Annotated in this window: 11 protein-coding genes and 1 pseudogene; 1 reads left to right on the forward strand and 11 read right to left on the reverse strand. The window is 69.0% G+C overall.

Annotation, left to right across the window (positions count from 1 at the left end; genetic code table 11):
- Positions 1 to 5: 5 nt before the first annotated feature.
- From ACZ7OI_RS08350 to ACZ7OI_RS08400, 11 genes are all read right to left on the reverse strand, one after another.
- On the reverse strand, positions 6 to 1,457 hold the full coding sequence (locus tag ACZ7OI_RS08350) for a helix-turn-helix domain-containing protein (protein ID WP_470263500.1): 1,452 nt from the start codon (positions 1,455 to 1,457) through the stop codon (positions 6 to 8).
- 50 nt (positions 1,458 to 1,507) lie between these two features.
- A complete protein-coding gene (locus tag ACZ7OI_RS08355; RefSeq protein WP_470263501.1) occupies positions 1,508 to 2,266 on the reverse strand; it encodes an SDR family NAD(P)-dependent oxidoreductase in 759 nt (252 codons plus the stop codon).
- An 18-nt stretch (positions 2,267 to 2,284) separates the two neighbouring features.
- Positions 2,285 to 2,626: a nuclear transport factor 2-like protein gene (locus ACZ7OI_RS08360; RefSeq protein ID WP_470263502.1), complete on the reverse strand. Its 342-nt coding sequence runs from the start codon at positions 2,624 to 2,626 to the stop codon at positions 2,285 to 2,287.
- Between the two features lie 54 nt (positions 2,627 to 2,680).
- Positions 2,681 to 3,484, reverse strand: coding sequence for an SDR family NAD(P)-dependent oxidoreductase (locus ACZ7OI_RS08365; RefSeq protein ID WP_470263503.1), 804 nt, complete (start codon positions 3,482 to 3,484; stop codon positions 2,681 to 2,683).
- Entirely contained in the window at positions 3,481 to 4,200 is a 720-nt protein-coding gene (locus tag ACZ7OI_RS08370) for a hypothetical protein (RefSeq protein ID WP_470263504.1), read from the reverse strand. Before ACZ7OI_RS08370 ends, ACZ7OI_RS08365 begins: the two co-directional genes overlap by 4 nt.
- A 30-nt stretch (positions 4,201 to 4,230) precedes the next feature.
- Positions 4,231 to 5,796, reverse strand: a complete 1,566-nt coding sequence (locus ACZ7OI_RS08375; protein WP_470263505.1) for a class I adenylate-forming enzyme family protein — start codon at positions 5,794 to 5,796, stop codon at positions 4,231 to 4,233.
- A 5-nt stretch (positions 5,797 to 5,801) separates the two neighbouring features.
- Entirely contained in the window at positions 5,802 to 6,062 is a 261-nt protein-coding gene (locus tag ACZ7OI_RS08380; RefSeq protein ID WP_470263506.1) for a hypothetical protein, read from the reverse strand.
- An 8-nt stretch (positions 6,063 to 6,070) separates the two neighbouring features.
- On the reverse strand, positions 6,071 to 7,996 hold the full coding sequence (locus ACZ7OI_RS08385) for a hydantoinase B/oxoprolinase family protein (protein WP_470263507.1): 1,926 nt from the start codon (positions 7,994 to 7,996) through the stop codon (positions 6,071 to 6,073).
- Between the two features lie 11 nt (positions 7,997 to 8,007).
- On the reverse strand, positions 8,008 to 10,074 hold the full coding sequence (locus tag ACZ7OI_RS08390) for a hydantoinase/oxoprolinase family protein (RefSeq protein ID WP_470263508.1): 2,067 nt from the start codon (positions 10,072 to 10,074) through the stop codon (positions 8,008 to 8,010).
- 92 nt (positions 10,075 to 10,166) lie between these two features.
- Complete coding sequence (locus tag ACZ7OI_RS08395) at positions 10,167 to 11,258, reverse strand: helix-turn-helix transcriptional regulator (protein WP_470263509.1); 1,092 nt, start codon at positions 11,256 to 11,258, stop codon at positions 10,167 to 10,169.
- 311 nt (positions 11,259 to 11,569) lie between these two features.
- Positions 11,570 to 12,121 carry an integrase core domain-containing protein gene (locus ACZ7OI_RS08400; protein ID WP_470263510.1) on the reverse strand — a complete coding sequence of 184 codons (552 nt, stop codon included), beginning with the start codon at positions 12,119 to 12,121 and terminating at the stop codon, positions 11,570 to 11,572.
- A gap of 156 nt (positions 12,122 to 12,277) precedes the next feature.
- Here ACZ7OI_RS08400 and ACZ7OI_RS08405 point away from each other — a divergent pair.
- Positions 12,278 to 12,604: pseudogene (locus ACZ7OI_RS08405) on the forward strand (alpha/beta hydrolase); the annotation flags it as partial.
- Between the last annotated feature and the right edge of the window lie 432 nt (positions 12,605 to 13,036).

The raw sequence follows: 13,036 nt of genomic DNA on the forward strand, positions 1-13,036 counted from the left end.
AAGAATCAGCGGATGCGCAAGGCTTTCATCCGGTTGTACAACGTCGAGCGGCTGATCCCCAGCGCCCGGGCGGCTTCGAGTTTGTTGCCGCCCGCAGCCGCGATCGCCGCGACGATCACTTCGCGCTCGGCCCGGTCGAACGGCGAAGCGAGCGCCGATCCGTCCCGGTGAGACGGCGGCAGGTCGGCCGGGACGACGTCGCCCGCCGAACGCAGCTCCGCCACCGCGCGGACGACCCGGCGCAGTTCGGCCAGATTCCCCGGCCACGGCTGAGCCGCCAGCACCCGCAAGGACTCCGGCGTGAACCGGGCCGCGCACTCCCCGCTGAGCATTCGCTGCGCCAGCCGCGGGATCTCGTGGCGGCGGACGCGCAACGGAGCCAGCTCCCGCCGCTCGCCGCAGCACGCCGTGATCGGCGGGTGAGGTTCGCCCGGGGCGGAGGTCAGCACGAGGTTCCGCTTCGACGTCCGGGCCCGCGCCGCGACCAGCGCGGCCAGCCGCCCCGACAGCAGCTGGACGTTTTCGACGATCACGGCCGGCCCGTCGCCTTCCAGCAGGCGGCTGGCCTGCTCGGCCCATTCCGCCTCGCCGACCCGGACCGTTTCGACCCCGTCCAGCACCACCGCGCCGTCCCCGGCGGCCTCCCGCGCGACGGTCGTCTTGCCCGTGCCCGGCTCCCCCGCCACCAGCAACGGCCATCGCACCGGTACCGCGGCGCGGAGCCGCGGCTGCGTCTCGGCGACCAGGTCGACCATGGTCCCCTCGGTGCCGTCCACCGGCGCCCAGGACAGCCGCACCGGCTGACCGGACGCCAACATGATCCGCGTGTTCTCACCGCCGTCCTCGATGCAGGCTTGGACCGCGGCATGGTCGGCCGGCGCCAGGAGGTCGAGCGCGGGCTGAGTGGCCAGCACAAGGCCGTGCCCGACGACCAGCACCCGACGGTCCCGTCGCCGGGCCGCGGATTGGAACGCGGCGAGCAGCCGCTGCTGCGCCTCCGCCGCGTCCGTCCGCAGCCTGCTTTCGATCTCCGTCACCAGGTGGCGCACCAGCGCTGGGGCCAGCCGTTCGTCCCGGCTCACCGGCACCGCGAAGTCGAGCACTCCGGCGACCCGCTGGGTCCCGGGATGGACGATCGGATGACCGAAGCATGTGAACCCGTGGAACGCGGGCAGGGCGTGCTCGGCACCGCGCAGCAGAAGGCTCCGGCGGGTTTCCAGCGGAGTGCCGATCGCGTTCACGCCGACGTCGTCCTCCCCCAGCCGCACGCCCGGCAGGACGCCCAGGGAAGCGACTTCCCGGCCGAAAGAGCGTTCGCCGTACCGGATGTCCACCACCCGGGCCTGGCGGTCGGCCAGCAGCACTGCGACCGCGCTGCCCCGCACCTCCGTCTGCACGCGGTCGAGCACCGGACCCGCGGCGAGGGCCAGCGCGCCGCGAGTCGGCACCGCACTCATGGAACATAATATTTCATGTGGCCATCCACCGGGTCAATGAAACGGCCCGCTCAGTACAGTGTGTAGCCGCCGTCGACCGGGAGTGTCACGCCGGTGACGTACGACGCCGCGTCCGACAGCAGCCACATCGCCGCCTGCGCCTGTTCGACCGGTTCGCTGCCGCGCCGCAGCGCGTGCGTGGCCGCGACAGTCTTCTCGTACTCCGGATTGAGCTTCAGGTACTCCAGGTACATCGGCGTGCGCGCGGTGGACGGGCCGATGGCGTTGACGCGGATGCCGTGCTCGCCGTATTCGGCCGCCGCCGCTTTCGTCAGGCCCATCAGCGCGTGCTTGGACGCGGTGTACTCCGCGGCCAGCGGGATGTAGATGAACGAACCGACCGACGCCGTGTTGACGATCGAACCGCCGCCCGCGCGCAGCATCGCCGGCACCTCGTGCTTCATGCAGAGGAACGGACCGGTCACGTTGATCGCGAAGACCCGGTCGAACTCCTCGCGGGTGAGGTCGGCCAGCTTCTTGCCGTTGTTCGGCACGCCCGCGTTGTTGAACGCGCCGTCCAACCTGCCGTACGCGGATTCCGCCGCTTCCACCATCGCCGCCACCTGCGCCTCGTCGGTGACATCGGTGGTGACGAACTGGGCCTCGTAGCCCTTGCCCGACAGTTCCTCCGCCAGCGCTTCGCCGGCTTCGGTGCTGATGTCCGCGATGGTCACCAGCGCGTCGTTCTCGGCGAACAGCCGCGCGGCCGTCTCGCCGATCCCGCTGGCGCCGCCGGTGACGATGATGGAGCGTCCTGCGATTGCACTCATCGAAAGTCCGTTTCCCGCCTAGACGGCGATGTCCATCTCGGGGCCGATGTATTCCTCGGCCGAGACCGCCTTGCCGTCCTTCACGGTCACCACCTGAATCAGGTGCACCCGCGCGGCCGCCAGCGTGGCCGAGGTCTGCACGAAGAAACCCTTGTCGGTCAACGTGTAGCGGGAGTTTTCGAACGTCGGAAGGCCGCCACGCTCGTGGACGGCGTCGACAGCTCCCTTGACGGTCATCCACTTGTCGTCCGCGCTGTGCCAGACCTTGCAGTCGTCCGCGCACAGCGAGTAGAAAAGTTCGACGTCCGAGAGCGCGCGGATCCAGCCCTTGGCCAGTTCTTCATGAGTCGTCGTTGACATGCGAAGAACGCTAAGGGCGCGCTGACCGCTCGACTGTCCGGATACTTGGACACTTCAGCTGTCGAAGGCCACCGTCGAGGCGTCCACTGCCGCGCCGCCGCCGTCGGCGACCAGCACATGGCCAGTAACCATCGAGGCGTCGCCCGAAGCCAGGAACGCGCAGCAGGCCGCGATTTCTTCCGGCTCCGCGACCCGGCGTAGCGGCACGTGCGCCGCGCTCAGCGCATAAGCATCGTCCAGGCTGATGCCTTCGCGCTCGGCGAGGTGCGCCATGCTGCCTGCGGCGAGCGCAGTCCGGACGAATCCCGGGCAAACCGCATTGACACGCACGCCTTTCGGCCCGTAATCCCGGGCCAACCAGCGGGTGAGGCCGATGATCGCCGCTTTCGCCGCTGTGTAGCCCGCCGCTCCGGGCGGACCCGCGATCAGCCCGGCGGTCGAGGCGAACAGGACCAGGGAGCCTTCCGCAGCAGCCAGGTGCGGGAGCACTTCCCCGGCCAAGTAGAAAGACCCGTGCAGGTTGACGTCGAGCGCGCGGTGGTAGGAGTCGACGTGTTTGGGGTTCGCTCCCCCGCCGATCGCCGCGCCCTGTGTCGCGATCACTGTGTCCAGGCCGCCCAGTTCCTCGACTGCTCGCGCGACCAACGCGTGGATGGCTTCGCGGTCGGTTCCATCGGCTGGGACAGCGATCGCGCCGGTTTCGTTCGCGACCTTCGTCAGGCGTTCCTCATCGATGTCGGTGACGACGAGCTTCGCGCCGCCCTCGGCGAGCCGCCGCGCGGTCGCCGAGCCGACGCCGCCCGCGGCACCGGTGATCAGGGCAAGTTCCGGCTTGTCTCGCCGTGGTGGATAGCTCATCGCGCGGCCACGAAGAACGGGCTGACCGGCTTCAGGAACATCGCCGCGAAGGGCGGGATCATGAAGTCCGGCAACACCATTTCCTCGGAGATCAGCTGACGTTTGACCTCGGCGCGGAAGCCCTCCAGGCTTCCGGCGATCTCGTAGATCGCCAGATGCCCGAGATCGGGGGTTTCAACGCCGGGCAGCGGTTTGAGGGCCGAGACCTCGAACCGTTGCGCGCGAAGCATTCCCGGCGCGGACATGATCTGCGGGATGTGCTCTTCGTCGTACCACTTCGCGAACGTCGCGTCGTCGCCGGTGTGGCGGCTCCACGCGAAGAACAGATGCCGGTCGTCCAGGTTCTCCGCCTTCGCGAACTGCTCGGACAGGAACGGTTCGCTCACCGCGTCGAGGAACAACGCCTGGAACGGGCGGTTCATGAAGTCCGGAAGCAACATTTCGCCCGAGATCAGCTTGCGCTTGACCTCTTCGCGGAATGGCTGCGCCGAGCCTTCCATCTCGTAGATCGCGAGGTGCCCGAAATCGAGCGCGCGCACGCCCGGCAGCGGTTTGGTCTCTGAGAGCAGGAACCGTTGGGCCCCCACCATTCCCGGCACGTCCATCACCTGCGGGATGTGCTCGTCGTCGTACCACTTCGCGTAGGTGTCGTAATCGGTGGTGTAGGTGCTCCACGCGAAGAACAGACTCCGGCTGTCGAAAGTCGGCACCGCCATGTATTTCACTCCTTCTGGTTCACGCGGAATTCAGACCCGGCGCTGCAGGCCGGTCCACAATTTCTCGCGCAGGATCTGTTTCTGGATCTTGCCGGTGCCGGTCTTCGGCAGATCCTCGACGAAGACCACCTTCTTCGGCACCTTGTAGCCGCCGAGCCGGGCGCGGCAATGCGCGAGCACCCCGTCGGCGGACACGGTGTTCCCGGGTTCCGCCGAGACGAACGCCGTGATCGCCTCGCCCCACCGCTCGTCCGGCGCGCCGACGACGGCGACTTCCCGGATTCCGGGCAGCTCGGAGACGACGTTCTCGATCTCTCGCGGGTACACGTTGAACCCGCCGGTGATGATCATGTCCTTGCGCCGGTCGAGGATGAACAAATACCCGTGCTCGTCGAGGCAGCCGACGTCGCCGGTGTGCACCCAGCCGTCCGCAAAGGTCTCCGCCGTGGCTTCCGGTTTCCGCCAGTACCCGGCGCTCACGTGCGCACCGCGGGTACGGATCTCGCCCGTCTCCCCTGGTGCCAATGGACGGCGATCCGCGTCCACGATCTCGACCTCGACGTGCGCGGTCACATTGCCCGCTGACGCCAGCCGCGGCAGACCGCGCTCGTTGAGCGTTTCGACGTGGTCCTCCGGACGAAGCGTCGCGATCGGCAGCTGCGCTTCGCTCGCGCCGTACAGCTGCTGCATCGCCTCGCCGAAGTACGCGCGCGCCTTGGCCGCCCGGCCCGGCTGGATCGCCGAACCCGCATACGGCAGGATCCGCACGTTGCCGACTCGACCGGCCGGAGAACCGCGCCGGGCCAGCTCCTCCAGCAGCATCGTGATCATCGTCGGAACCAGCGGAAGCACAGTCACCTCCCCGCCTGCCGCAGCGCCCGCGACCTCCGCCGCATCGAACTTCGCCGCGTAGATGTTCAACCCGCCACTCGCCGTGATCACGTCTGCGATCCCGCCGCTGAAGTGGCTGATCGGCGCGGAGTGCAGAGCGGCGTCGCCCGGGCCGAGAGGAGGCAGGACCTCACGGGCGTTGCGCACGAGCGCGCCGACCGTCCGGTGCGGCACTCGCACGCCTTTGGGCAGCCCGGTCGAGCCGGAGGTGTAGAGCAGCCACGCGTCGTCTTCGGCATCGGGCAGCGGCAACTCGTCTTCCGAGCCCGACGCGACGAACTCCTCGAACGGGATGCCGCTTCCGGGGCTTTCGCCCAGCACGATGATTTCCTTGACCTGCGGCGGAATCCACGCCGTGCCGTGCTCGGCGAGCCATTCGCCGTCGACGAGCACGAAGGCCGGTTCCGCGTCCGCGGCGATCTGGGCCAGTTCGGCGGGGTGCAGCCGGGGCAGCAGCCCCACGCGGACTCCGCCGCCGAGCACGAGCCCGTGGTACGCCTCGGCCCATTCGCAACTGTTCGGCCCGAGCAGCACCGCGCGGGTGCCGCGTTCCGCACCGAGCGCCCGGAACGCCTGGGCGATCCGCCGGGCGCGGCTGCCGAGTTCGCCGTAGGTCAGCTCGCGCCGGGAGTCCCGGATCGCGGGCCGGTCGGCGAACTCGGCGTACGCCTGGGTGTACAGCCGGGCCAGCGGGGTCGGGGACATGCGCGTCACCCCAGCCGCGAGGGCGCCCAGTCGCGCGTCGGCGAGCGCCACGCGGGCCAGTTGTCCTCGGGCTCCGGCCGGGTCACCGACAGATGCGTGAAGCAATCCTGGCACTTCACGACCATGCGCGGGCCCAGGTAGTTGGCCACCGGGTACCTTTTGACGTCGGTGCTCCCGCACGACGGGCAGGTGGTGTCCACCGGGGTGCGCTCGACGGACACGCGCGGGGTTTCCGGACGGGGGAAGAGAAGTCGGTCGACAGACATGGGTGCTCCTATCCCAGGATCCAGTTGACGGGCGTCGCGACCGGCACCGACCAGGTGCCCGCGTCGCGCTGGGCGGCGAGTTCGGCGCGCCGCTCAGCGGTCGCCGCCTCGTCGATCCGGCCGTCGCGCAGCACGGCGCCGAACGCCTTGGCGGCGAATTCCTCGCTGTAGAGCCCGTCGGCGAGGTCTCGGCCGAGCCGGTCGAGGTCGCGGGCGAGCGGGTCGCCCCATCCGCCGCCTCCGCCGATCACGAAGCGGATCGCGTCACCCGCTTTGAGCACCAGCCCGGAGAACTTGCCGGTCTGGTACCGCGCGCCCCGGCAGAACCCGCCGTTGTTCGGGTCCGGGCGGCCGTCGTCGTCGAACATGCCGAAGAGCGGTTCGGCGCCGCGGAGGTCGAGCGGATCCGCGTGCCGCGCCAGGTCGAAGTTCTCGATGTACCAGCCGAAAGCGGGCGCGCCAGGACCAGCTCCGGCAGCCCCCGGCGCACCGACGCGCACCCGGTCGCAGGTGATCGTGACCATCGTGTCCGATTGCGCGGTGAGCGTGTACACCGAGCCGAGCCCGCCGCGGTACTCGCCCGCTCCGGCGGTGTCCAGCACCATCTCGTGCTGCGCCACGATCAACGGGCTTTCGATCTCGACGTGCTCCTGCACCGAGGTCCGGCAGTTGCCGATCGGCGTGACGCAGAAGGAAATCCCGTCTTCCTTCCACGTTCCGCCCCACCCGCCGCCGGCGAGGGCGAACGCGCCCCACGGCATGCCCTCGTGCCCGGCGCGAGTGTCGATCCCGCCAAGGCTGACCACCAGCGCGGTACCGGTGTCGCACGCGATCGCGCGGTCGCCGACGGCCTGGCTCAGTGCGCTGGCGACGGCGTTGATGCCGCGGGCTCCGATGTCGGCGTGGTTCGAGCAGCTCGACGGCGGCAGCACGCACACCACGCTGCCCTGCGGCAGGAGTGTCTCAATAGGACGGAGCGTGCCACTGTTGACCGGCGTGCTCGGGTCCACCATCAGCTTGACCGCTTCGATGCACCGGACCGCCTCGCACCACGCCGTGCCGCAGTTGCCCAGCGGCTGCCGGCCGGAACCGGAGAAGTCGATCTCCATGCTGTCGCCACGCACCTTGACCGTCACGCGCACCGGGATCGGTTCGTCGGTGACGCCGTCCTCGTCGAGGAAATCCTCCACGGTGTAGTCGCCGTCCGGGATGCCCGCGATGCCGCGGCGCATGCTCGCCTCGGTGGCCTCGATCGCATAGCGACCGGCCTCCTTCACCTTCTCCAGGCCGCCGCGGGCGACGAGTGCCTGCAGCTGCCGCTCCCCCACGACCAGGCAGCCGTGCAACGCACGCAGGTCACCGAGGACGAGGTGTGGCACCCGGTTGTTCTCCAGAATGAAGTTGAACAGCGGCCGCACCGGCACGTCGTTGGCGTACAGGAGCGACGGCGGCAGCTTGATCTGCTCCTCGAACGACGTCTGCGTGCCGTTGGAGAATCCGCCGGGGATCGGGCCGCCGAGGTCGACCAGATGCGACGTCGAATGCAGCATGAACTCGACCCGGCCGTCCACGAACACGGGCCGGAGCAGGTTCACGTCGGACTGGTGGATGGTGCCGCGCCACGGGTCGTTGACGAAGATGACGTCGCCGGGCTGCAGCGAGTCCAGGTCGAACTCGTCCATCACGAAGTTCACGATGTGCGGCGAGGTGAAGGCGTGCTGCATGCAACCTTCCCACTGCGCCACAGTCTCCCAGCCGTCGCCGCTGCGGACGTGGATGGCGGTGGTGCAGTCGAGAATGTCGCGGCACACCGGGGAGAACGCGCTGCGCATCAGCGCCTCGTTCATCTCGCGGGCGACCTCGATCAGGCCGTAGCGCAGGATGTCGAGTTCGAACTCGGCCGTCCCGGCGGCGGGTTCCGCGGAAATAGTCATGGCGGCGCTCCTCAGTCCTGGTTCTCGATGATCAGGAGACGGTCGGCGTCGACCCGGGCCCGGCGGTCCGGGAGCACGACCGTGGTGGCGAACTTCTCGGAAACGATCGCCGGTCCGTCGACGACCTCGCCCGCGGCGAGCCGTTCGCGGACGTGCACCGGGACGCTCGTGGTCTCCCCGGATCCGGGGACCCGGAGGTCGCGTTCGCCGAGCAGGGATTCGCCTTGCTCCGCGGCGGTGGACGGCACCTTGTTCGGCCTCGGGATCACCGCGGTCACTTCGAGCGTCGAGACGACAACCGGGATTTCCGCCGCGGAGAAACCGTAGGAATCCTGGTAGAACGCGTGGAAATCGGCGACCACGTCCGGCACGCGTTCCGCGGTCATCGGGCCGGGCGCGAGGGGCAGCCGGTTGTCCCAGGTCTGCCCGCGGTACATCGCGAAGACCGCGCGGTCAAACGCCAAGCCGTCCAGCTCCACGCCCTGCGCGGCCAATTCCTCGGTGAGGCTCTGTTCCATGGCGGCGAATTCCGCGTCGACCGTCTCGGCGTTATCGGCGGCGAGCGGGACCATCAGCGACTGGGCCCGCGTGGTCCGAAGGTCGCTTTGCAGCAGCCCGAGCGCGGAGAACTGGCCCGGCGTCGACGGCACGACAACCGTGTCCAGTCCGAGGATCCGCGCGACGCGATCGGCCAGCATCGGACCGGCCGAACCGAACGGGAGCAGGGCGAACTCGCGCACGTCCAGCCCGCGGTAGACCGAGATGGTGCGGATCTTCGCCGCGATGTCCTCGCACGCGATCTGGTAGGCGGCCTCGGCCAGCTCCAGCGCGGAAAGCCCCCACTGTTCGCCGGTCCGGGCCAACGCGGTGCGCGCGGCCTCGACGTCCAGCGAGATCCGGCCGTTCGCAAACAAGTCGGGCTGCAGCACACCGAGCAAGAGGCAAGCGTCCGTGAGCGTGGCCTCGATGCCGCCGCGCCCGTAACACGCTGGGCCGGGGTTGGAGCCCGCCGATTTCGGGCCGACCGCGACCTGCCCGAGCGCGTTCGGGCCGATGATGCTGCCCGCGCCCGAGCCGACGCTCTCCACATCGACCAGCGGCAACGTCAGCGTCAGACCGGTCTCCAGGGTCCACAGGTCGGTGAGCGGGGTCTGCGCGTCGACGATCGCCGCGACGTCGGTGCTGGTGCCGCCGACATCCATGGTCAGCAGGTTGCGCTTGCCCGATTCGCGCGCGAGCTGAAGACTGCCGGTCACGCCGCCGACCGGCCCGGACACGAGCTGGAACACCGGAGCTTTGCCCGCGTCCTGGACGGTCGCGACGCCGCCGTTCGTCGTCATGATCCAGAGCGTGCCGCCGAACTGCCGCTCCTCCAGTGCAACGGTGAGCCGCCGGAGATAGCCGACCACGGCCGGTCCGACATACGCGTCCAGCGCGACGGTCGTGGTCCGTTCATGCTCCTTCGTGACCGGATACAGGTCCGAGGTCTGCACGTAGGCGTGCGGAATCTCCTCGGCCAGAATTTCCGCCGCACGCCGTTCGTGGCCGCGTTCCCGGTAGGAATTCATGAAGCACACCGCGACCGCCTGCACACCCTGCGCGGCGAAATCGCGGGCCGCCGCGCGGACGGCGGCCTCGTCCAGCGCCAGCAGTTCCGTGCCGTCGTAGCCGATCCGCTCCGGGATGCCGATCCGGTCGCGCCGGTGCACGATCGGCCGCTCCTGGTGCGGACGCAGCCAGGTCGGGTCGTAGAACCGGTCGCCGAACTCGCGGTGCATCCGGCCGATGTCGAGCAGGTCCCGGTGCCCGCGCGTGGCCAGCAGCGCGGTCTTCGCGCCCGCCCGGCTCAGCAGCGCGTTGATGCCGACGGTGTGCCCGTGCACGATCTCCGCGACATCGGCCGGCTCGACGCCGATCGCGGCGAGCGCCTCGAGGACGCCGTGTTCCTGTTCCTTGGTGGACAGCACCTTGCCGTCCCGGATCTCCCCGGTGGCCCGGTCCAGCCCGATGATGTCGGTGAAGGTCCCGCCGACGTCGATGCCGACCAGCCAGCCTGCCGAGCCTCGTTGCTCAGTCACCTCATGCCTCCACGGGTCGTGGTGTGTGAGGTGATTCTGTGGCCGGTGCGACCGCGGTCACATCGGCCAAGGGTCCGAGACGGAGCCGTACCTTAGGACAGTCCCCCGCCGCGCAGCCAGAGCGCGATCGCCTCCGTGCGGCTGGCGACGCCGAGCTTGCGCAGGATCTGCGTGACGTGCGACTTCGCGGTGCGCTCGGTGATCAGCAGCTCGCGGGCGATATGCCGGTTGGACCGGCCCGCCGCGAGAAGCTCCATCACCTCGTTTTCCCTTGCGGTCAAAGGAATCTGCGGGCTCGCCGCGGGTGGTGCGACTGGCGCGGGGAGAGCTGCCGGACGCGTCATCAGGCCGTCGGCGGTGTCGCGCAGGAACGCCAGGCCTTCCAGCATCGTCAGGCGGCCCAGGGAATGGCTGAGCGCCTCGGCCATCAGTGTGAGCAGCGCGCGGTCGGTTTCGTCGACGTCGCGTCGCTGGTGGTAGCGATCGCCGTGCAGCAGTCCGACGACTTGGCCCTGCACCGTCAACGGGGCGATTCCGTACGAAGTGGACTTCGTGACCCGGATCAGGTCGCGGTCCACCCGTGCGCTGTGCTGGGTGTCGAAGATGAGCCGGGTTTCGGCCCGGTCGACCACATCAGCCTCGATCAACCCGCCGCGCAAGGCGGGCGGCGAAGCTTTCCCGACCGCGACGATCTCGTCCGCCCACCGCGGCTCGTGCACGACGCACATCGTGTGCAGCCGCCACACGGAATCCACCACGCGGGAGACCAGGACCCGGTCGAACCCGAGCCGGCACCCCGCTTCCGGGACCCGGCCGAGGAATTCGTCCACGGACTTCGCGTCGCGAACCGACGCGAGCGACGCGGCCACCTGGCGCAGCAGCACATGCCGGTCGGCGAGCCGCGCTTCCGCCAGTTCGGCCTCGACCGCGCGGATCCGGCCGAGCAATTCGGCCAGCTCCCGCCGCCGGGCGCCGGAGACGCCGGGTTCGTCGGCGATCTGCAAGGTCTCGGCGAGCACCGCGTTCCACAGCCGGCTCATCGCCCCGACCGCTTCCCCGGCCCACGGCCCGTCGAGCCGCGGCACGGGCACGTCGAGACCCAGTGTGGCCCCGACATCCGCGCACAAGTCCCGGTACCGAGCGCCCAGCCCGGCGGCCCCCGAGACGGTGCTGTCCACGTCCATCGGCCACCTCTGGTACTTCCGAGGGCGCGGCATCCCCGCCGCGCTGATGCACAATATATGCGCCGCTCGGGCCAGGTTCAACCGAAGCCGGTCCGGCCCGCCGGGATCGCCGGCGGTCCGAACCGGTCACTTCGCCGCGGTGACGGCGAGATTTTCCCGGAAGAACGGCACCGCTTCGGCCACCGTGCGGTCGACGTACTTCGACACGTCGTAGAGGTCCATGTGCGTGCCTGTACCGTGCCAAAACTCGCGACTTGGTCTGTGATCCGCGGTTTTGTGATCGGTTCAGGGTGCTCGGCGGTATTCGTTGATCACGCCGCCGAGGACACGATGCCGCCGGACTGGCCGCCGAGCGGGACGACGGCGGCGGAATCATGGTTAGGCGGGCGGTGCTCACGTCCCTCGTGCGGACGATGATCATTGAAGTGCCGGGCGAACCCATCAAGGACTGCGACAGCGTGGCGTTCGTTGTAGATCAGCATCCTGTCGGTGCACTCCGACCGGAGACTGCGCACGAACCGCTCCGCAAAGCAGTTCGCTCGGGGCGTTCGCGGCGGGGTCCTCACCACGTCGATGTCCTCGGAGGCGAACACTGCGTCAAACGGTGCCGTGAACTTCGTATCCCGGTCGCGGACAAGGAACCGGAACCAGGAGATTCCCTCGCCGAGACTCATCATCAGTTTGCGATCAGCCTGCGTAGTCCAAGCCGCAGTCGGATGCGCGGTCACGCCCTGCAGTTGCCAGGCAGCTGGAATACGCCGTCGCCGCCAGTTTCCGGGACCGCACTCGATGCGCAGGCATCCCCTCCTGGATCCCAGACCGCGTAAGGAGCGACTGGGGTGGGCTGCTGGCAACTGCCTCATTCACGACAGGCTTCCTAGCCTTGAAATACCGGACGGATCCGATCGGTTCCTCCGCTCCGGCCACCCGCTTCCGGAGGCCGGTCAGAAATCATTGAGCAGTTGCAGAAGGAGCACGTCGTGTCGACTGTCGAACACGTCAAGTTCAAGAACCGCGGCATGTACTGGGAAATCGCGGCGGACATCTACTTCCCGCCGAACTTCGATGCGTCCGAGCAGTACCCGACCATCGTCGTGGCGCACCCGATCGGTTCTTGCAAGGAGCAGACTTCGGGTGAGGTCTACTCGGCACAGCTGGCCGAGCAGGGCTTCGTCACTCTCGCTTTCGACGCGAGTTTCCAGGGCGAGTCGGGCGGCGAGGCGCGTTCGACCGAGGATCCGTCCCTGCGAGTGGAGGACTTCCGCCACGTGGTCGATTACCTCGTCACCCTCCCGTACGTGGATGCGAACCGCATTGGCCTGGTCGGCATGTGCGGAGCGGGCGGGTATGCCATCAACACCGTGATGACCGAGCGCCGCTACAAGGCTGTCGCGACCGTCACGGGCGCGAACTACGGCAAGCTGCTGCGCGAGACCGAGGGCTCTGTCTCCGGTGTGATCGCCAAGCTCGAGCAGATCGGCGAGCAGCGCACCGCCGAGGCTCGCGGCGCCGACTGGCTGATCGATCCGGGGCTGCCGTCCTCGCTGGAGCAGGCCGCGGAGTGGGGCATCACCGATGTCGACATCCTCGGTGCGACCGAGTATTACAAGACCGACCGTGGCGCCAAGCCCAATGGTGTGAACCTCGCCCTCCGCTCCCGCATGGGTGTCGCCTATGGCTGGGATGCCTTCCACCGGAGAAGGGCGAGACCGCACGCAGCGTCGTCGTGTTCGGCTGAAGCGAGAAATCATCTGCGAAAGGGCACCGGCTGGGCCGCG

It is taken from the genome of Amycolatopsis sp. NPDC114503, assembly GCF_055633655.1.